Annotated in this window: 17 protein-coding genes and 1 tRNA gene; 17 read left to right on the forward strand and 1 reads right to left on the reverse strand. The window is 59.7% G+C overall.

From position 1 onward, the window contains the following. The first annotated feature begins 2 nt into the window (after positions 1 to 2). From V9G17_04150 to V9G17_04225, 16 genes are read left to right on the forward strand one after another with little or no spacing between them, the layout of a single operon-like run. Positions 3 to 995 (forward strand): alpha-ketoacid dehydrogenase subunit beta, encoded by a 993-nt coding sequence (locus tag V9G17_04150; GenBank protein MEI2751771.1) that lies wholly within the window; start codon positions 3 to 5, stop codon positions 993 to 995. 23 nt (positions 996 to 1018) lie between these two features. After that, positions 1019 to 2176 carry a dihydrolipoamide acetyltransferase family protein gene (locus V9G17_04155; GenBank protein MEI2751772.1) on the forward strand — a complete coding sequence of 386 codons (1158 nt, stop codon included), beginning with the start codon at positions 1019 to 1021 and terminating at the stop codon, positions 2174 to 2176. Beyond that, on the forward strand, positions 2173 to 3357 hold the full coding sequence (locus V9G17_04160) for a thiolase family protein (protein MEI2751773.1): 1185 nt from the start codon (positions 2173 to 2175) through the stop codon (positions 3355 to 3357). Before V9G17_04155 ends, V9G17_04160 begins: the two co-directional genes overlap by 4 nt. A 13-nt stretch (positions 3358 to 3370) precedes the next feature. Further along, a complete protein-coding gene (locus tag V9G17_04165) occupies positions 3371 to 4252 on the forward strand; it encodes a 3-hydroxyacyl-CoA dehydrogenase NAD-binding domain-containing protein (protein ID MEI2751774.1) in 882 nt (293 codons plus the stop codon). Between the two features lie 30 nt (positions 4253 to 4282). Continuing rightward, positions 4283 to 5878 (forward strand): methylmalonyl-CoA mutase family protein, encoded by a 1596-nt coding sequence (locus tag V9G17_04170; GenBank protein ID MEI2751775.1) that lies wholly within the window; start codon positions 4283 to 4285, stop codon positions 5876 to 5878. Then, positions 5875 to 6723: an MBL fold metallo-hydrolase gene (locus V9G17_04175; protein ID MEI2751776.1), complete on the forward strand. Its 849-nt coding sequence runs from the start codon at positions 5875 to 5877 to the stop codon at positions 6721 to 6723. Before V9G17_04170 ends, V9G17_04175 begins: the two co-directional genes overlap by 4 nt. Continuing rightward, complete coding sequence (locus tag V9G17_04180) at positions 6714 to 7121, forward strand: cobalamin B12-binding domain-containing protein (protein MEI2751777.1); 408 nt, start codon at positions 6714 to 6716, stop codon at positions 7119 to 7121. Before V9G17_04175 ends, V9G17_04180 begins: the two co-directional genes overlap by 10 nt. A gap of 13 nt (positions 7122 to 7134) precedes the next feature. After that, positions 7135 to 8739 (forward strand): carboxyl transferase domain-containing protein, encoded by a 1605-nt coding sequence (locus tag V9G17_04185; GenBank protein MEI2751778.1) that lies wholly within the window; start codon positions 7135 to 7137, stop codon positions 8737 to 8739. Positions 8740 to 8765: 26 nt separating this feature from the next. Continuing rightward, positions 8766 to 9614 (forward strand): enoyl-CoA hydratase-related protein, encoded by an 849-nt coding sequence (locus tag V9G17_04190; GenBank protein MEI2751779.1) that lies wholly within the window; start codon positions 8766 to 8768, stop codon positions 9612 to 9614. Further along, positions 9592 to 10539, forward strand: coding sequence for a hydroxymethylglutaryl-CoA lyase (locus V9G17_04195; protein MEI2751780.1), 948 nt, complete (start codon positions 9592 to 9594; stop codon positions 10537 to 10539). Before V9G17_04190 ends, V9G17_04195 begins: the two co-directional genes overlap by 23 nt. 1 nt (position 10540) lies before the next feature. Continuing rightward, the gene (gene meaB, locus V9G17_04200) at positions 10541 to 11344 is read left to right on the forward strand and encodes a methylmalonyl Co-A mutase-associated GTPase MeaB (GenBank protein ID MEI2751781.1); all 804 of its coding nucleotides are present in this window, start codon (positions 10541 to 10543) and stop codon (positions 11342 to 11344) included. Continuing rightward, complete coding sequence (locus V9G17_04205; GenBank protein ID MEI2751782.1) at positions 11341 to 12747, forward strand: MmgE/PrpD family protein; 1407 nt, start codon at positions 11341 to 11343, stop codon at positions 12745 to 12747. Before meaB ends, V9G17_04205 begins: the two co-directional genes overlap by 4 nt. Then, positions 12737 to 13681: an isocitrate lyase/phosphoenolpyruvate mutase family protein gene (locus tag V9G17_04210; GenBank protein MEI2751783.1), complete on the forward strand. Its 945-nt coding sequence runs from the start codon at positions 12737 to 12739 to the stop codon at positions 13679 to 13681. Before V9G17_04205 ends, V9G17_04210 begins: the two co-directional genes overlap by 11 nt. Continuing rightward, a complete protein-coding gene (locus V9G17_04215) occupies positions 13623 to 14801 on the forward strand; it encodes a citrate/2-methylcitrate synthase (protein MEI2751784.1) in 1179 nt (392 codons plus the stop codon). The genes V9G17_04210 and V9G17_04215 overlap by 59 nt, the downstream gene beginning before the upstream one ends. Then, positions 14776 to 16497, forward strand: a complete 1722-nt coding sequence (locus V9G17_04220; GenBank protein MEI2751785.1) for a class I adenylate-forming enzyme family protein — start codon at positions 14776 to 14778, stop codon at positions 16495 to 16497. The genes V9G17_04215 and V9G17_04220 overlap by 26 nt, the downstream gene beginning before the upstream one ends. Positions 16498 to 16518: 21 nt before the next feature. Next, positions 16519 to 18429: an acyl-CoA dehydrogenase family protein gene (locus V9G17_04225; protein MEI2751786.1), complete on the forward strand. Its 1911-nt coding sequence runs from the start codon at positions 16519 to 16521 to the stop codon at positions 18427 to 18429. A gap of 45 nt (positions 18430 to 18474) precedes the next feature. Here the strand turns inward: V9G17_04225 and V9G17_04230 are convergent, their stop codons facing one another. Next, entirely contained in the window at positions 18475 to 19404 is a 930-nt protein-coding gene (locus V9G17_04230) for a mechanosensitive ion channel family protein (GenBank protein ID MEI2751787.1), read from the reverse strand. Between the two features lie 396 nt (positions 19405 to 19800). Here V9G17_04230 and V9G17_04235 point away from each other — a divergent pair. Further along, positions 19801 to 19876: transfer RNA gene (locus V9G17_04235), tRNA-Met, on the forward strand. The last annotated feature ends 3 nt before the right edge of the window (positions 19877 to 19879 follow it).

Below are 19879 nucleotides of genomic sequence, written 5' to 3' on the forward strand. Positions count from 1 at the left end.
CCATGACGACCGCAACGCTCACTCAGGAGGTCAGCTACGTAGACGCGATTTCGCAGGCCCTGGATGAAGAAATGAACCGAGACGAGCGCGTCTTTCTGATGGGCGAAGACATCGGCGCCTACGGCGGGGCCTTCAAGGTGACGGAAGGATTCCTGAAAAAATATGGCGAGTGGCGCGTGCTGGATACGCCGCTCTCCGAATCCGGCTTTGTGGGCGCGGCCATCGGCGCAGCCATGATGGGCTTGCGGCCGGTCGTCGAGATGCAGTTTGCGGACTTCATTTCCTGCGCCTTCGATCAAATCGTCGAAGTCGCCGCCAAGAATCACTACCGCTGGGGCGCGGCAGTCCCGTTGGTCATTCGAGCCCCATTCGGCGGCGGCGTCCACGGTGGCCCCTTTCACTCCGAATGTCCCGAGGGCTGGTTCTTCCATTCACCCGGCCTCAAGATCGTCGCGCCCTCCACTCCTTACGACGCAAAAGGACTGTTGAAGGCCGCGATCCGCGACCCCAACCCGGTTCTCTATTTTGAACACAAGTTTCTCTATCGCCGGATCAAAGCGGCCTTGCCTCAGGAAGAGTACATCGTGCCTCTCGGAAAAGCAGAGGTGAAACGAGTCGGCAGCGACGTCTCGGTGATCACGTACGGCGCGATGGTCCATCTGGCCCTGGAAGCAGCGGAACTGTTGGCTAAAGAAGGGATCGACCTGGAAGTTGTGGACCTTCGCACATTGATCCCCCTCGACAAGGACACGATATACGAGTCGGTGCGCAAAACCAGCAAGGTCATCCTTTTGCACGAAGACAACAAAACCGGCGGGATCGGAGCCGAAATTTCCGCTCTGCTGGCGGAAGACTGTTTCGACTCTCTGGACGGGCCGATTCTCCGCATCGCCCCGCCGGACACGCCGGTACCGTTCAGCACACCGCTGGAAGAATTCTTTCTGCCCAAAGTGAGCGACATCGTCGCGGGAGCGAAGAAGTTGGCGTCGTATTGAGGGGAGCCTAACCGGAGGTTGACGTGGCGACCGACATTGTGATGCCCCAACTCGGTGAAAGCATCGCAGAAGGGACCGTCGTCAAATGGCTGATCCCTCAAGGCGGCTCTGTCGAAAAGGATCAGCCCCTCCTGGAGGTGGAAACCGAAAAGGTCGCCCTCGATATCCCTTCTCCTGCGACCGGGTTCCTCACCGACATACTCGTGCCGGAAGGAACAACCGTTCCGGTGGGAACGATGTTGGCCAGGCTCGATACTCAGCCGGCATCCGGCGTCGTGAATCGTGTCGGGGGCGTGACGGTCCGGCCGATGGAGGCAGGACCGGGCGAGCGTCACTACTCGCCCGCTGTGCGACAACTGGCGAAGGAGCATGGCCTGGATCTCACCGCGATCACAGGAACCGGCGATGGCGGGAGAGTCACGAAGCACGACCTGCTGGAGGTGATCGGCACGCGTGAATCGACCGGCCGCTCGCAGGAGGCGTCAGCTGCAACGCCATCCCCGCCCCCCGCCTCAACGCACGAAGAAACCGTGCCTCTCTCTCAAATGCGAAAGACCATCGCCGAACGTATGGTCCAAAGTCGTCACACGGCGGCCCATGTAGCGACATTTTTCGAAGCGGACTTCTCCAGCATTGCGAAATTCCGCGACGGTCACGCACTCACGTATCTGCCGTTCGTGATCAGCGCGGTCACTCGCGCCATCACAGCGCATCCGCTTCTGAATTCCTCCTGGCGAGAGCAGGGACTCGTGATCAAACACGACATGCATATCGGCATCGCGGTGGCACTTGACGACGGCCTGCTGGTTCCCGTCGTCCGGCATGCCGATCGCAAAGGACTGAACCAGATTGCCCATGAAATAACAGACCTGGCCGAACGGGCGAGGAACAAGCGATTAAAACCCGAAGAAGTTCAGGACGGAACCTTCACCATCACCAACCACGGCGGCTTCGGCAGTCTGTTCAGCACCCCGATCATCAATCAACCGCAGACCGCCATCCTCGGAGTGGGATCGGTGCAGAAACGCGCCGTGGTCGTCAACGATGCCATCGCCATCCGTCCCATGTGTTACTTGAGCCTCTCGTTCGACCATCGAGTGATCGATGGCGCCACGGCCGACCGCTTCATGGCCACGGTCAAACAGTATCTGGAAGAAAGCGACTGGGAGAAACGGTTGTGAACGCCAGACACCATGCCGTCATCGTCAGCGCAGCCCGAACCCCGATGGGCAGCTTCAACGGAAGCTACAGCTCAGTCCCGGCCACCAAGCTCGGAAGCCTCGCCATCGCCGAAGCCGTGACACGCATCCAACGGCCGGGTGAGCGGATCGACGGCGTCCTGATGGGATGCGTGCTCGGCGCGGGCTTGGGCCAAGCACCGGCCAGACAAGCGGCAATCGGCGCGGGGCTGCCCCATTCCGTCGGCGCCGTGACGGTCAACAAGGTCTGCGGCTCCAGTCTTCAAACCGTGATCATGGCGACAAGGGCCATCGCGCTGGGCGAAGCGAACATCATGGTGGCCGGAGGAATGGAAAACATGACACGAGCCCCCTTCCTGCTGGAGAAGGCCAGGCAAGGATATCGACTAGGGCACGGCGAGCTGACCGACAGTTTGGTCAAGGACGGACTGTGGGACGTCTATAACCAGTTTCACATGGGGAATGCGGGAGAATTGTGTGCGGCCAAGTATCGTTTGTCGAGACAGGAGGTCGACGATTTCGCCCTGGAAAGTTACAGCCGGGCCAGGGACGCGATTGCCCGCGAGGCTTTCAAGAAAGAGATCGTTCCGGTTGCAGTGCCGCAGAAAAAGGGAGCGCCGGCTCTCGTCTCGGACGACGAAGAACCGAATCGGGTGGATCTGACGAAGCTGCGACAGCTCAAACCGGTGTTTCAGGACGATGGAGTCCTAACGGTGGGCAACTCCCCCTCCTGCAACGATGGCGCGGCAGCATTGGTCATGATGGCTGAAGAAGAAGCCGTCCGTCTTGGCCTTGCGCCGATGGCCCGCATCGTAGGGTATGCCGGTGCGGCGCTGGCACCGGAATGGTTCACGATTGCGCCGATCGATGCGATCAGGAGGCTGTTGAAAGACGTAGGCCTGTCGGTCAACGACATCGACCTGTTCGAGATCAACGAAGCGTTTTCGGCCGTCTCGCTGGCAATCAATCGTGAACTCGACCTCGATCCCAAGAAGGTCAACGTCAACGGCGGTGCGGTGGCCCTGGGTCATCCCATCGGCGCAACCGGCGCCAGGATCCTGACAACGCTGCTGTATGCCATGGAGGCACGCGACGCTCGGCGCGGACTGGCTGCCCTCTGCATTGGAGGCGGAGAAGCGCTCGCCCTCCTCGTGGAGCGCTGAACCAGGGACGACTATGACGATCGACGATATCAAAACCATCGGCGTCATCGGCGCGGGACAGATGGGGCGTGGCATCACCCAGGTGCTGGCAACCGCGGGATGGAATGTCCTCCTCATAGATGCGACGGAAGAGGCACTGGAAGACGCCATCAAGAAAATCTGGCAGGGGGTCACAAAAGCGGTTCAAAAGGGAGCGTTGCGAGGCGATCAGGCCGGATCGGCCATGGCGATCATTCATCCGATGAGGCACATGCAACGATTGCGAGAGGCGCAAGTGGTGATCGAAGCCATACCCGAAGATCCCGTCATGAAGCGGGCGCTGTTCGCCCAACTGGGACAAGTCTGCGAACCATCGACCCTGCTGGCCAGCAATACGTCCTCGATTTCAATCGCGAGCTTGGGCATGGCCTCGGGTCGTCCAGATCGCGTCGTCGGGATCCATTTTATGAACCCTGTCCCGGTCATGCGACTGGTCGAAGTAGTGCGTGCCATCGAGACCTCCGAGCAGTCGGTGCAACTGGCGCTGGAACTCGTCCGTCGCACGGGGAAAACCGCGGTGCTGTGCAAGGATTCCCCCGGCTTCATCGTCAACCGGGTCCTCATTCCCATGATTAACGAGGCCGTCTTTGCATTGGAGGAGGGCGTGGCAACAGCCGAATCGATCGACCTGGCGATGGTGGAAGGGACCAATCATCCAGTGGGTCCCCTGGCCTTGGCCGACCGCATCGGTCTGGATACGGTACTCGCAATTTGCGAGGTGCTCCATCAGGACCTGGGTGATCCGAAATTTCGCCCCTGTCCCCTGCTGCGCAAGTATGTCGAAGCCGGTTGGCTGGGGAGAAAGAGCGGACACGGATTCTATGTGTATGGAGACCAAACGGCATATGTGAGCTGACGTTTGCATTCCTTCCTGGAGGGCTGCGTCATGAACGAGCGGAAATCTCACTTCTCTTCCCTCTCCGGATTAGACATCGAACGAGTCTACGGCCCAGACCATCTCAAGGGATGGAACGTCGAGCAGGATCTCGGCCAACCGGGCACATTCCCCTACACCCGCGGCATCTACCCAAACATGTATCGAAGCCGCTTCTGGACGATGCGGCAATTCGCCGGGTTCGGTTCCGCGGACGATACGAATCGGCGCTTCAAGTATCTCCTGGCACAGGGACAGACCGGCCTCAGCGTTGCCTTTGACCTGCCGACGCTCATGGGCCTGGATGCCGATGATCCGATGGCACGGGGTGAAGTGGGCTACTGCGGCGTGGCGATCTCCTCACTCGCCGACATGGAGCGACTATTCGATGGAATTCCCCTGGATCAGGTCACCACCTCCATGACGATCAACGGACCGGCGGCGGTGATCTTTGCCATGTATCTGGCCCTGGCCGAAAAACGCGGCATCCCGTTCGAGCGGCTCGGCGGCACGATACAAAACGATATGCTGAAAGAATATATCGCGCAAAAGGAGTGGCTCTTCCCGCCCGAACCACACCTCGCGGTCATCGTCGATACGATCGCCTACTGTGCGACTCATCTTCCCAAGTGGCACCCGATCAGCATCAGCGGCTACCACATCCGGGAGGCAGGCTCGACAGCCGTTCAAGAACTCGCGTTCACACTGTACGACGGACTCACCTATGTGGAGGCGGCTGTAAAATCCGGTCTCGACGTGGATGCATTCGCTCCGCAACTCTCGTTCTTTTTCAACGTGCACAATGACTTCTTCGAAGAGATTGCCAAGTTCCGCGCCGCCCGACGCTTGTGGGCGCGTGAAATGGAGCAGCGTTACCACCCAAAGAATCCCCGCTCCCTCCAACTCCGCTGCCACGCTCAGACGGCCGGCTGCTCATTGACCGCCCAACAGCCGATGAACAACGTGGTGCGGACCACGTTGCAGGCGTTGGCCGCCGTGCTCGGCGGGACACAATCGCTCCACACCAACTCAATGGATGAAACCCTGGCGCTGCCCACGGAAGAAGCCGTGACGCTGGCCTTGCGGACACAACAACTCATCGCCGCCGAGAGTGAAATCGTGAACTGCGTCGATCCGTTGGGCGGCTCCTACTTTGTGGAATCACTGACGAACCGATTGGAAGAGGGAGCACGAAACTATTTCCGAAAGCTGGATGAGATGGGTGGAATGGTGGCGGCCATAGAACGCGGTTTTCCGCAGCGGGAAATCCTGGATGCCTCGCAACGGTATCAGAAAGAGATTGAACAACACGAGCGGCCCATCGTCGGCGTCACCGATCACGTGGAACAGGAACAACGTTCTATCCCCACTTTGAAGATCGGACCGGAAGTGGAACAGGAACAGGTCGCGCGCCTCTCCGATCTCAGAAAATCGCGTGATCCCTTCAAGATGGCCGGCTCATTAGAGGAGGTGCAGGAAACGGCCGCCTGTCACCAGAACCTCATGCCGGCTCTGATTGAAGCCGTGAAGGCGAAGGCGACGTTGGGAGAAATCTGCGCCGCGTTGAAGGAAGTGTATGGAACCTATCGCGAAGCGGTGGTGTTATGAAACTCGGAGCCTTTGACATCTATCCAGTCACCGACGGCCGGTTCCGGCTGGATGGCGGGGCCATGTTCGGAGTGGTGCCGAAGGCGCTCTGGCAGAAATGCTGCCCGGCTGATGAACTGAATCGTATCCCCCTCCACTTAAACTGCCTGTTGATCCGGGCCCATGGCAAGCACGTCCTGGTGGATACGGGTCTCGGCGATAAGGAGGATGCCAAGTTTCACGCCATGTTTGCAGTTGAGCGAACACCGTCCCTGCGCGACTCGCTCCATCGCCATGGCCTCACCCCCAACGACATCCATCTGGTTATCAACACCCATCTGCACTTCGACCATGCCGGAGGCAATACGGTCACCAACGGAAACGGCGCGCTACTCCCGGCTTTTCCCAACGCCACCTACTACGTGCAACAGGGTGAATATGACGATGCCACTGCGGCTAATGAGCGGACCAGGGCCAGTTATCGACAAACCAATTTCACACCGGTTGCGCAACTGAATCAGTGGGAGCTCATCCAAGGCGATACGCAACTGCTGCCGGGAATCACCACGGTGGTCACAGCGGGCCATACGCGCTTTCATCAGAGTGTCAAAGTCGAATCGGAAGGCCGGATCGCGTTCTTCCTGGGCGATCTGATTCCGACCGTCTCGCATCTGCCCCTCCCTTACATCATGGGATACGATCTCGATCCGCTCCGGACACTCGACACCAAACGCCGGGTGCTGGATCAAGCGTTCGCGGAGAACTGGTTGCTGCTCTTTGAACACGACCCCCTGATCCAGGCCGGTCATCTCAGGAAGGACGTGGAAGGACGGTATGTGCTGGAAGAGGTGCAACTATGGCAGTAGCGACGACACCCATTCGAGTACTGATCGGCAAGGTAGGATTGGATGGACATGACCGGGGCGTCAAGCTCGTCGTCCGGGCGCTGCGTGATGCCGGCGTGGAGATCATTTACACCGGGCTCCATCAGACGCCGGAGCAGATCGTATCCACCGCGATTCAGGAGGACGTGCGGGCCATCGGCCTCAGTATCCATTCCGGCGCCCATAACTCGCTTTTTCCCCGCGTGTTGCAGTTGCTGAAAGAGCAGGGCGCCGGAGACGTGACGCTGTTTGGTGGAGGCATTATCCCCGATGACGATGCCGCGCGACTCAAAGCCGCGGGCGTGCAAATGCTCTTTCGCCCGGCCACGCCGATGCAGGATATCGTCGGTTTCGTGAAGGGACTTCGAGTCGAGCAGTGAGAGAAATTTCGCCATGCGTGTCCTGAAGAGCAACATAGATAAGACTTCGGAAGACTTTCGCCGTGCCCAGGCACACAACGAAAGCCTGATAGCCGATCTGAAGAAGCACCTAACCATCATACAAGCAGGCGGTCCGTCCGATGCGATGGCGCTCCACAAACAACGCGGCAAGATGACGGCACGTGAGCGCATTGCTGCCCTGCTCGATCGAGGGTCTCCTTGGATCGAACTCAGCCCCCTCGCCGCCTTTGGCCTGTATGACAATCAGGTGCCGGCCGCCGGGATCATTACAGGGATCGGCGTTGTGGCGGGGCGATTCTGTATCATCGCGGCCAACGATGCGACGGTCAAAGGGGGCACGTACTTCCCCATGACCATCAAGAAACATTTGCGTGCGCAGGAGATCGCCTTGGAAAACCGTCTGCCGGCGATTTATCTCGTCGATTCAGGCGGCATCTTCCTGCCAATGCAGGCTGAGGTCTTCGCCGACAAGGATCATTTCGGACGGATCTTCTTCAATCAGGCGCGAATGTCCGCAGCCGGTATCCCCCAGATCGCCGTCGTCATGGGCATGTGCACGGCCGGCGGCGCCTACGTACCGGCGATGTGCGATGAGAACGTCATCGTCCAGGGCACCGGCACGATTTACCTGGCAGGACCGCCGCTGGTCAAAGCCGCAACCGGCGAAGACGTCACCACTGAAGCACTCGGGGGAGCCGACCTGCACACCCGACTATCGGGCGTCAGCGATCATCTGGCACAAGATGACGACGACGCATTGGACATCTGCCGATCGATCATTGCCACACTTGGGAGACGGCCGCCGAAACTTCGTCGTGAAACCATCGACGCGCCCCTGTACCCGGCCGAAGAACTCTACGGAATGATCCCTGCGAATCCGCGCCAGAAATGGGAGGTCCGGGAGGTGATTGCGCGACTCGTGGACGGCAGCCGCTTCCATGAATTCAAAACGCGGTACGGTTCCACGCTGGTCTGTGGCTTCGCCCACTGGATGGGCCATCTCGTGGGGATCATCGCGAACAACGGAGTCCTGCTCTCCGAGTCGGCCCTGAAAGGTGCGCATTTTGTCCAGCTGTGCGCACAACGGCGTATTCCGTTGGTGTTCCTGCAAAACATCACCGGATTTATGGTCGGAAAGGATTATGAGACGAGAGGCATCATTAAGGACGGCGCCAAGATGGTGCAGGCCGTCGCAACGGCCGAGGTCCCCAAATTCACCATTCTGATCGGTGCCTCCCATGGAGCCGGCAACTATGCCATGTGCGGGCGTGGTTATGGCCCTCGATTCCTCTTCACCTGGCCCAACACACGCACCTCGGTGATGGGTGCGCAGCAGGCAGCGCAAGTGCTCGTCACCGTGAAGCAACAACAGCGGGCCAGAGAAAAGGGACGGCTGTCGGATGACGAACAGCGGCGAATCCTGGAGACCACCAGGCAGCAATATGAGCAGGAAGGCAGTCCCTATTTCAGCAGCGCACGACTCTGGGACGACGGCATCCTGGATCCCGTGGACACGCGACACGTCCTGGGCCTCTGCCTGGATATCGCCGCATCCACGCCGACCAGAGAAACCCATGCGCCGGTGTTTCGTATGTGAGGATCGCGGTGGATGAGGAGGCAGGCATGCGCCGGTATACGACCCTGACGATTGAATCACGCGACACCATCCGCTGCATCACACTCAACCGGCCCGAACGGCGCAATGCGTTCGATAGTCTGATGATGAGTGACCTGACTCAAGCGTTCGACGACGTCGCCCGGGAGCCCTCGCTGAGAGGCGTTCTGCTCTCCAGTGCCGGACCAGTTTTTTGCGCCGGGGCCGATCTCCAATGGATGCAATCCACGTCTCCGGCCACGGACGCCCAGGCACAAGATGACGCGCAACGCCTCACCCGCATGTATCGCACCATCGACGAAGTGCCCTGTCCGCTTATCGCTCGGGTGCAGGGACCTGCCTTCGGAGGCGGGCTTGGTTTGCTGGCCGTCTGCGATATCGTCGTCGCCGCAGAGGATGCGACGTTTTCACTCAGCGAAGCCAGGCTCGGCTTGATCCCAGCCGTCATCGCGCCCTTTCTCCTGCGCAAGGCAGGCGAATCGTTTCTGCGACGGTATGCCCTGACCGGCGAGACTTTCACGACATCAGTCGCGCACCGGTTCGGCCTCGTGCACGACGTCGTTCCTCAGCACGATCTGGACGAGCGTATCACCGAACTCATCGACACCATCATGCGGCTGGCTCCCCGCGCAACCAGAGAAACAAAACGATTGATCCAAAGCATACGTTCGTTGTCCGATGAGGACCGTGAGGCAGCTTGCGCAAAAGCCAACGCCAGTGCTCGTTGTACTTCCGAAGCGGTGGAAGGGCTCCGCGCCTTTGCAGAAAAGCGACCACCGCAATGGGCCGACGGGCAAGCACATCAGTCAGAACGGAAGAGACCGGAGGACCAGCATGTTGCAGGCCGGCCTATTTAATTCACGGCGTGCCCCCATCCGGATCACCGAGGTGTCTCCGCGCGACGGGTTGCAACACGAACCGGAATTCGTGCCCACGCTGTGCAAGATCGCCTTGATCAATGCCCTGTCACGAACCGGTGTGAGGGAAATTGAAGCCGGTTCCTTCGTGTCACCCGCTGCCATCCCGCAGCTTGCGGATTCCGATGAGGTCTTCCGCGCCATCGATCGCATCCCTGGTGTCATCTACTCGGCTCTCGTCCCGAATGAACGAGGCCTGGAGCGGGCGCGGGCGGCCAACGTCGACAAAATCGCCATCTTCACGGCTGCCTCAAACAGCTTTACCCGCCACAACATCAAAGCGACCGTGCAGGAATCGCTCGTGCGCTTCAGACCGATTGTGGCGGCGGCGAAACGAGACGGCATGGCGGTGAGAGCCTACCTGTCCACGGTCGTGTTTTGTCCCTATGAAGGCCGGATTCCTCCCACGCAGGTACGAGACTTGGTGGAACGACTGCTGGATCTCGCGGTCGACGACATCTCCTTGGGCGAGACGGTCGGCAAAGCTTCACCGACGGACATGCGGAGTTTACTCGACACGATCCTGCCGCATGTCGAGCCGGCGCACCTCTCACTCCATTTCCACGACACCTATGGCATGGCCGTCGCCAATGCCCTCACGGCCTGGTGGGACTATGGCATCACAGCGTTTGACTGTTCGGCGGGAGGTCTCGGCGGCTGTCCCTATGCGCCCGGCGCATCCGGCAACGTGGCGACGGAAGATCTGGTCTTCGCGTTGAAAGCATCCGGCGCCAATGTACCAGTAGATGAAATGTTGGTCGCTGCCTGTGCGCAACAACTCAGTGACGCCGTGCGGCATCCGCTGAACTCGCGACTCGCGCAACTCCATGATCGTGAAAAACGACAGCCTGCGATGAAGGCATGACATGAGCCACGCGTACGTCGATCGATTGTCGAAACAGGAGGATGTCGAGACGATGGCCAGGCACGTGCAGGCCGGTGAAGTCCGGGCCGTGGCACGCGTGATCACCTGGCTTGAGAACCGGGAACCGACCGGCACCGCTGTACTGAAACAACTGGCGCCACCCGAGCAACGCGCCACGGTACTCGGTATCACCGGTTATCCCGGCACGGGAAAAAGCACCATGATCGATCAACTCATCACCGCCTACCGCCGCGTCGGCAAAACGGTCGGCGTCCTGGCTGTGGATATCAGTAGCCCCCTCACGGGTGGTGCGGTGCTGGGTGACCGAGTCAGGATGCAGCGGCATGCGGACGATCCGGGGGTCTACATACGCAGCATGGCAACTCGCGGGCAGTTCGGCGGGCTGGCACGGGCGACTCGCGACGCGCTGCAAGTCCTGGAAGCAGCTGCCTACGACGTAATCCTGATCGAGACGGTCGGGGTCGGGCAGAGCGACATCGAGGTCGTGTCGGTGGCCGAAACCGTCATCGCCCTGGTTGCGCCGGGCTTGGGCGACGCCGTGCAAGCCATGAAGGCGGGGTTGTTAGAAGTGGCGAATATCGTGGTCGTCAATAAAGGAGATCGCGACGGCGCCGACGCCGCCGTGCGCGATCTGCGTGAATGGTATCCGCACGTGTTGCGCACCGTGGCCGTGAAGGGAGAGGGCATTCCTGAGTTACTCGCCATGATTGCCGAACAACAACGGCTGCAGGATCTGGCACACGCGCCGAACGGACAGACCGGCGTGCGGTTGAGAGGGTCATGATGCTGGCGGACCGCCTTGCAAGTTACACCCAGGCTCTCTGTTACGACGACCTGTCCGGCGACGTCGTCCATGAAGTCAAGCGACGGATTCTTGACAGCGCCGGTTGCGCCTTCGGGGCCTGGAAGGCGACTCCCTGCCGGATCGCCCGTCATGTGGCGCAATCTGCGCACGTTCCCGGCGGCGCGACCATCTGGGGAACGTCGCACAAAACGTTGCCGGACCTGGCCGCGTTCGCCAACGGCGCGTTGGTTCGATACCTCGACTTCAACGATACCTATCTTTCTCGAGAGCCGGCCCATCCTTCGGACAATCTGGCTGCAGTCCTCGCCGCCGGCGAAATAGCCCATGCCTCGGGCAAGCGCGTGATCCAGGCTATCGCCCTGGCTTATGAAATCCAATGTCGACTTTGCGACGCTGCCGCGTTGCGTCCCCGTGGATGGGACCATGTGACGTACGGAGCGATCTCGTCCGCGCTCGGCGTAGCGAAAACGCTGAAACTGTCGGAGGCCCAGACCACGCAGGCCATCAACCTGGCGGCTGTGGCGAACGTGGCACTCCGGCAAACCAGAGTCGGCGACATGTCCATGTGGAAGGCCTGTGCGTTCTCCAATGCGGCACGTAATGGCCTCTTCGCCGCCCTCCTGGCCCAACGAGGCATGACAGGTCCGGCACCCGTCTTCGAGGGCGAAAAGGGGTTCATGAAGCTGGTCTCCGGTCCGTTCGAGCTGCCTAGATTGGGTGGAGAGAGGGCTCCCGACGACAGGCCGACCCCGTTCAAAATCCTCGATTCCTACATTAAACATTTCCCGGTCGAATACCACGCCCAGACTGCGGTCGAAGCGGCGCTGGCCCTGCGCACCGAACTGCTCAAGGCAGAGGGGGACGATGCAGTCCAACGCCTGAGCGAGATTGAAATCGGCAGTTACGACGTCGCCATCGACATCATCGGACGTGATCCGGAAAAGTGGCACCCGACGACCAGGGAAACGGCCGATCACAGCTTCCCCTATTGTGTCTCCGTGGCGTTGCTCGACGGCCGCGCGACATTACACTCCTTCGACTCTGACCGGTTACGAGACCCGGCGCTCCACGAACTCATGAAAAAGGTGCGTGTCGTCCTCCAGCCGGAATTCGCCGGCCGCTACCCTGAAACCATGCCGACTCGCCTCACGCTCAGGACGACGACGGGAAACGTGTATATGAGGCAGGCGGACATCCCCTTGGGCCACCCGGGCAATCCCATGTCGGACCAGGATGTGGAAAACAAACTTCGTGTGCTCGCATCGAGACGAATCGGTCGCGCGCGTGTCGAGAAACTCATCGGCTTCGTATGGACATTGGAACAGGAGACAGACATCGCCACGCTGATGCCTCTGTTGAGGGTGCCCAATCATGATGCCTAACGGCTCTACGCGCTCAAAAGCTCAACGCCTGCGTGAGCTGCTGACCGGCAGAACGAGGGCCATCCCCGGCGCCTGTAATGCCCTGACGGCCATGCAAATCGAGCGCGCTGGATTCGACATCGTCTATGTATCGGGAGCCGCCATCTCGGCCGCCCGTGGCCTGCCCGATATCGGGTTGATCCCCCTGGAAGACATGACGCGGGAAGCGGCTGCCATTGCTCGGTCAGTGACGGTTCCAACCATCGTGGATGCGGACACTGGTTATGGGCCGCCTTCGGTTGTTCAAGAGGCAGTCCAGGAATTTGAGCGGGCCGGATTGGCCGGCATGCAGATCGAAGATCAGGAAGAGACGAAAAAATGCGGCCACCTGTCAGGCAAACGACTGATTCCAACCGGTGACATGGTCGATAAAATTACCGCCGCCGTGCAGGCGAAACGCGATCGTGATTTCATCATTGTGGCGCGCACGGACGCACGGACCGTCGATGGGCTGCAGGCCGCCGTCCAGCGAAGCATTGCCTATGCCAACGCCGGCGCCGACGCGTTGTTCCCCGAAGCCCTGCTCTCCGCGGAGGAGTTCGGAACCTTTGCGTTGGCAATGAGGACGGCAGGTGTCCAGGTCCCCTTAATCGCCAACATGACGGAGTTCGGCAAGACGCCCTACTTGAGCGTCGAGGCATTCGAAGCGTTGGGCTATCGCGGCGTGTTGTTTCCCGTGAGCACGCTCAGGGTGGCAGCCCTCGCGGTGGAGAAGCTGCTGCAAGAACTCAGATTCTTCGGCTCTCAACGGGCGTGGCTCGATCATATGATGACGCGACAGGAACTCTATCGTCTGCTTCGATACGAGAATGGGCAAGACCAGACACGGAGCGCCTATGAACCAGGTGATACAAGCACAGCCCGGAACGAAAACCCCGGAACAGCCCCTGTATAGCCCCGGACTTGAGGGGGTGATCGCAGGGGAATCGGCCCTCTGTCAGGTGGATGAAGGAGAGGCAGGCCTTCGTTATCGTGGGTATGCCATCGGCGACCTAGCGAAATGGAGCAACTTCGAGGACGTCGCGCACTTACTGCTGATCGGTCATCTCCCCACCAGGAACGAGCTGGATCGTTTTACCGCCTTGATGAGAGACAATCGCGTTCTGCCTGAGCCGGTACAACGTTTTGTAGATCGTCTGCCACCAGGCCTGCATCCCATGGACGTGCTGCGCACCGGGATTTCCCTGCTGGGCCTCAGCGATCCCGACGCACAGGATGGATCCCATGAAGCCAATCTCCGCAAATCCATGCGGCTGCTGAGCCAGATCCCACTGTTGATCGCGGATAGTCATCGAGTGATGTCCGGCACCGTCCCCCGGAAGCCGGACGAGAGTCGACATTTTGCACAACACCTGCTGCATCTGGTGGCAGGCCACAAGGACGGTGAACGCGGCGCGGCCATGGCCGAAGCGCTGAACGTGTCGCTCATCCTCTACGCGGAGCATGAGTTTAATGCCTCTACGTTTGCCGCCCGCGTCACGGCCTCGACCCTCACCGACCTACATGGCGCGATCACGGCAGCCGTCGCAACATTAAAAGGGCCCCTCCACGGCGGCGCCAACGAAGCGGTGGCGTCGATGCTCATCGACATCGGCCGGCCGGAACGAGCGGAGTCATGGGTGCGCGAAGCACTCGCGGAGAAACGTCGCGTGATGGGATTCGGGCATCGCGTGCTTCGGCAGGGCGACGCACGATCAGCCATCATCCAGCGCCACGCCGAACGACTCAGCCATCTCTGCGGCGATCACCGCTGGTACGGAATCGCCTCCATTCTCCACCGCATCATGCGGGAGGAAAAAGGGCTGCATCCCAATCTCGACTTCTACACAGCCGTGGCCTACCTGCTGATGGGCATTCCGCGTGAACTGTCCACCCCATTGTTCGTCTGCTCCCGCATCACCGGCTGGTGCGCCCATGTGATGGAGCAGCAGGAACATAACCGATTGATCAGACCACGAGCGCTCTACACCGGGCCGGCACCGAGGACCTATGAGCCTGTTGACCGACGTACATGACCGCATCGAGCAGGCCCGCGAGGCAGTGGGCTGTGCGCCGGCACTCCACTGGACCTCATTTGCCGAGTTCTTTCGATCACGCGTGTACGACCCGCGGCTCGTCACCAGAAATTTCCTGACCTATTGCGACGACGACCGGAACCTGCGACGAACCTACAGCTATGCGGAATTCGGCACGATCGTCGAACAAATGGCTGAGATGTTGCACTTCAAGTTCGGCCTGACCCGTGGCGACCGGATTGCCACCGTGCTGTTCAACCACGACCTGACGACGCTGATCTACTTTGCAGCCTGGACGCTGGGAGTCGCCGTGGTGCCGATCAATATCGAAGAACCACCGGAGAAGAAGCGATATATCCTCGAACATTCGGAGGCTTCGGTCGCCCTGTGTTGGCAGGATGTCTATGGGGAAATCACAGGCCTTCAGTCCATGCTGCCGGCCCTGCGAGACGTGGTTGCCCTGGGTGACGGTGGCATCATTGGCGAGAACGAGACCAAGGGAAAGCGCCGAACGATCAGCAGCGCCGCGCGACCCGGCCCGGCCACGCCTGCATCCCGACTCGACGATCCTGCGTTAATCATCTATACGTCCGGCACAACCGGCCCGCCGAAAGGCGTCATTCTTACAACCGCCAACCTGTTGATCGATGCGGATGCCATCGCCGACCGGCACGGTTTCGGTCTCACCGACCGTTTGATGTGCGTGCTGCCCATTCATCACGTCAACGGCATCGTAGTCACCCTGATGACTCCGTTCTTCTGCAAGGGAAGCGTCGTCCTGAATCGGAAGTTTAAGACCGGGAGCTTCTGGAGGCGGCTCCACGAAGAACGGGTCACCAGTGTGAGCGTGGTTCCCACCTTGCTTGAGTTTCTGTTGGATGCCGACGAAAACCTCGCGGCCTATCGCCTGGATCAATTTGGTGGTGTGATCTGCGGCGCCGGACCGTTACTGAGAGACACGGCCATCCGTTTTGAAGATCGTTTTGGATTCCCCATCCGCCATGGATACGGCCTGTCTGAAACGACCTGCTATTCCTGCTTTCTCCCGAACGACCTCACGGGAGAAGACCATCGTCACTGGCTCACGGACTTTGAGTTCCCGTCGATCGGAACGGCCCTGCGTCACAATGAGATGGCCATTCTGGACGAATACGGGAAGCCTGTTCCCGAGCACACACGTGGAGAAATCTGCATCCGGGGGCGCACAGTTTGCGCCGGCTATTTCAAGCGCGACGACGCGAACGAGGCCGCATTCCAATGGGGTTGGTTCCGTTCAGGCGACGAGGGATTTTACATCGCCGACGAGAGTGGACGACGGTTCTTTTTCATTTCAGGCCGCTTGAAAGAACTCATCATTCGCGGCGGCGTCAATATTTCTCCCTTGGAAATCGACGACGTGCTGAAGGGGCACCCGACCGTGAAGTTCGCCATGGCCGTTCCGTTCGAGAACCGCTACTACGGCGAAGAGATCGCCGCCTACATCGTGCCGAAGAACCCGGCATCGCCTTCGACAGAGGCCGACATCCGCGCCCATTGCCGCGGAAGATTGCCGTTCGCCAAACAGCCGAAAGTGCTGTTGATGGGCACGGAGGTGCCCTACACCTCCACCGGAAAACCCAAGCGACTGGAATTAAAATCCAGGCTCGCGAGCACCCTGGCCCAATATCGTGACAGGCAATTCAAAGACACTGATTGAGCAGATCGGGTGAGGTACCACATGAGCATCCTCTTCAAAGGATTTGAACGGATCGAAGAAGCCCGCGAGCGATTCGCCGGAAAGAGTTTCCTGGCCGGTCTCTACGACGGCCGACCCAACTTCGACCTCTTGCTGACACCTCCCGAACCGCCGGATGAGAAAGCGGCCGGCGAAGCCTTCTGCAAACAGGTCGAACATTTCCTGATTCACGAGGTGGACCCGGAGGAAATCGAACGCCAGGCGAAAATTCCTGAACGAGTTATCCAGGGATTGTTCAAGCTCGGAGCCTTCGGCATGAAGATTCCCAAAGAATATGGCGGGCTCGGCTTCTCCTATACGAACTACGGCCGCGTCCTGACCCTGATTGCCGGTTGGAGCAACATTCTGGCGTTGACGGTCGCGGTGCCGCAGTCCATCGGGATTGCCATGCCGATCCTCCTGTTCGGGAATGCAGATCAGAAGAAAAAATATCTCCCGCTCGTCGCGAAAGAAGCCCTGTCCGCGTTTGCCCTCACCGAACCAATGACCGGCTCGGATGCAGCCAACGTGCGAACCGAAGCGGTACTGAATTCCTCCGGCACCCACTTCCTCGTGAACGGCGAAAAACTCTGGTGCACGAATGGGCCGATTGCCCGGTATCTCACGCTCATCGCTCGTGTTCCAGTTTTACGGGTGGAGTGTGAAGGAAAACGCGACTGGATCCCGGCTCCGCAGGGACATCGGGCAGACGATCATGTCCACACGGCCTTTATTCTGGATATGACGGTACCGGGAGTGCAGGTACGCCAACGTTGCCAGTTCGAAGGCTGTCGCGGGATTGAAAACGCCCACATTGCCTTGCAGAACGTACAGGTTCCGGTCGACCAGGTGATCGGCGACATCGGCAAGGGACTGAAGTATGCCCTGACGATTCTGAACGTGGGGCGAGGCATCAGCATTCCCGCCATCTGCCTGGGCATGGCCAAACAGGCCTGGCAACCGACCTTGGATCGAGCCACCACCCGGATCACATTTCAAAAACCGTTGGCGGAACGACAGACACAGCAGATCCGGATCGGGGACATGGCAGGTCATCTCTTCGCGATGGAGGCGGTGGCACTGCTGGTCTGGCGCCTGGCCGATCAACATCGATACGACATCCGCATTGAAGCTGCTGTCGCCAAGATCTTCTGTTCGGAACACACGATCCGGTTCGTCCGGGACGCGCAAACGATCTTCGGAGGGATGGGGTACGAAACCGCCGACTCCAAACAGGCGCGCGGAGAGGCGGCCTTCGGCATCGAGCAACTCGTGCGGGACGCCGAGATGTATCGCATCGGCGAAGGCGCCACCGATATTTTGCGCCCCTTCGTCGTCCGCGAAGGGTTGAGTCCTCATCTGGATCGCGCCAAAAGCTTGTATGCAGAACACCTCTCGATACTCGAGCAAATCCGGGAAGCGCTGAAGTTACTACGCTTCTACCTGCCCTGGTACCTGCGACAATGGCGAACAGGGCCACGGCCCGATGGCCGAGAACTTGCCCATCCCCAAGTTCGGCCTGCAGTTCGTTATGTCGAACGAACCAGCCGGCGGCTGGCGCGGGAAATTCTCTACGCCATGGCGCGATTCCAGGCCGCGTTTCGGGACGAACAGCGGCTGCAGAACAAGATTGAAGCCGTCGGCGAAGACCTTTTCGCCATGCTGGCCACGGTGCTCTATGCCGAACGACAGGCCAGGCTCGACGGGCATACCACGGTGTGGGAATTGGCAGAGGCGTTCCGTGCGACGGCGACACAGCGGATCGAACAACGGCTGAGAGAGTTCAGGCATCACCGCGACACCACTGCCGCGACCACCGGGAAACAAGCCCTCAAAGAGTACTACCCCACCCTCTCGGAAGGGATCATTCGACGGCGGCTAGAGGACTATCGTCGCAACCAGCACATGACATGAGCGTCACCCTCGTGCACGCCGCTGGCGGACTTTTTCAGCATCCTGCTAGACCTTCTGAAGCCCCAGGCCTGCGACCACCTCTAGCTTGAACGGATGACTCGCCTCCCCCATGTACAGCGTCTGATGGGGAAATGGAATCTCGATGCCTTGCGCGTCGAACGCCTTCTTAATCCGACGCCTGTATTCACGTCCGACCTTCCACTGTTCAAGCGGCTTGGTTTTGATACGCGCGCGAATCGTCACGGCACTATCGGCAAAATTCTCAATACCCACGACTTCAATCGGCTCAATCATCAGCGGCCCCAGTTCCTGGTCGTGACGCAATTCTTCACCGACTGCCTGCATCACCGTGACCACCCGATCCGTGTCCTCTTTATAGGCCACTCCCATGTCCAGCACGAAGGCCGACCAATCCTTGCTCATATTGGACAGCGTGTTGATGCCGCCGTTGGGGAAAATGTGCACTACTCCTGAAAAATCACGCAACGCGATCGTTCTGAACGTAATGGTCTCAACGAGCCCCCCGGTCCCGTTGATCACAGCCACGTCTCCCAGCCTGATTTGATCTTCGAGGATAATGAAGAATCCACTGATGAGATCGCGCACCAGATTCTGGGCACCGAATCCCACGGCCAAGCCGATAATGCCGGCGCCGGCCAAAATCGGTGCGATGTCCAACCCCACGACCTGCAGCGATTCGATGATGACAATCGCCCAGATTGCCGTCAGGGCGATGGTCCTGAGGATCCCCGTGAGCGTCGCGGCGCGTTTCTGAGCCGTTCCGGACTGTTGATCGCCGTCGTCACTTGTGAGAACCATCACCCGTTCCAGCTGTTGCAACCCCAATCGGGCAAATCGAAGCGCAATATATCCGACCACGAACACCAACCCGACCCGCAACAGGGCGATGCCTACGGTTGCGGACATACTCAGGAGCCAGGGAAGGGCAGTCTGCAAGGATACTCCAGTTATCATATCGATCTCCCTTGTGTAAGGACTGCCGGCGTTTCCAATTCGCGACGGGGCCACGTCAGTACCCGCGCAACCTCGCAATACGGTACAGCGCGGCGTGGTCGCCGATGGAATCGTGACGCGCGACAAGAATGGCTACATTGATTCCGTCACTCGTGGGGCACGCGTGATAGTCTAGCGACATCACACCCCTCTTGCCACTCCTTCCAAGTCATACCTCGCAGGCGACAATGGACAGGGGCCGGATGATCCCGGACCTGCTGAGGGTGCAAGAGTCCGTAACAGGAGGCGGAGCTGCCTGGCGGATCAAGGAAGAATTTCGTGCATCAGTCGGTAGACACTGCAACTCGTCTTCGGCTATTATTCCGGTTCACTTCGACCGGTTCGGTATCCTCTAGTGGCGGTGTAGCTCAGTTGGTAGAGCAGCGGACTCATAAGCCGCGGGTCACCCGTTCAATCCGGGTCACCGCCACCAAAT

Origin of the sequence: Nitrospira sp. (genome assembly GCA_037045225.1) — a bacterium.
GTDB lineage: Bacteria > Nitrospirota > Nitrospiria > Nitrospirales > Nitrospiraceae > Nitrospira_A.

What these genes read in the sequence shown, in the direction of transcription:
- V9G17_04150 (MEI2751771.1), top strand. Translation starts at nt 3, where the DNA reads ATGACGACCGCAACGCTCACTCAGGAGGTCAGCTACGTAGACGCGATT.
- V9G17_04165 (MEI2751774.1), top strand. Translation starts at nt 3,371, where the DNA reads ATGACGATCGACGATATCAAAACCATCGGCGTCATCGGCGCGGGACAG.
- V9G17_04170 (MEI2751775.1), top strand. Translation starts at nt 4,283, where the DNA reads ATGAACGAGCGGAAATCTCACTTCTCTTCCCTCTCCGGATTAGACATC.
- V9G17_04175 (MEI2751776.1), top strand. Translation starts at nt 5,875, where the DNA reads ATGAAACTCGGAGCCTTTGACATCTATCCAGTCACCGACGGCCGGTTC.
- V9G17_04180 (MEI2751777.1), top strand. Translation starts at nt 6,714, where the DNA reads ATGGCAGTAGCGACGACACCCATTCGAGTACTGATCGGCAAGGTAGGA.
- V9G17_04185 (MEI2751778.1), top strand. Translation starts at nt 7,135, where the DNA reads ATGCGTGTCCTGAAGAGCAACATAGATAAGACTTCGGAAGACTTTCGC.
- V9G17_04190 (MEI2751779.1), top strand. Translation starts at nt 8,766, where the DNA reads ATGCGCCGGTATACGACCCTGACGATTGAATCACGCGACACCATCCGC.
- V9G17_04195 (MEI2751780.1), top strand. Translation starts at nt 9,592, where the DNA reads ATGTTGCAGGCCGGCCTATTTAATTCACGGCGTGCCCCCATCCGGATC.
- meaB (MEI2751781.1), top strand. Translation starts at nt 10,541, where the DNA reads ATGAGCCACGCGTACGTCGATCGATTGTCGAAACAGGAGGATGTCGAG.
- V9G17_04205 (MEI2751782.1), top strand. Translation starts at nt 11,341, where the DNA reads ATGATGCTGGCGGACCGCCTTGCAAGTTACACCCAGGCTCTCTGTTAC.
- V9G17_04210 (MEI2751783.1), top strand. Translation starts at nt 12,737, where the DNA reads ATGATGCCTAACGGCTCTACGCGCTCAAAAGCTCAACGCCTGCGTGAG.
- V9G17_04215 (MEI2751784.1), top strand. Translation starts at nt 13,623, where the DNA reads ATGAACCAGGTGATACAAGCACAGCCCGGAACGAAAACCCCGGAACAG.
- V9G17_04220 (MEI2751785.1), top strand. Translation starts at nt 14,776, where the DNA reads ATGAGCCTGTTGACCGACGTACATGACCGCATCGAGCAGGCCCGCGAG.
- V9G17_04225 (MEI2751786.1), top strand. Translation starts at nt 16,519, where the DNA reads ATGAGCATCCTCTTCAAAGGATTTGAACGGATCGAAGAAGCCCGCGAG.
- V9G17_04230 (MEI2751787.1), bottom strand. Translation starts at nt 19,404, where the DNA reads ATGATAACTGGAGTATCCTTGCAGACTGCCCTTCCCTGGCTCCTGAGT.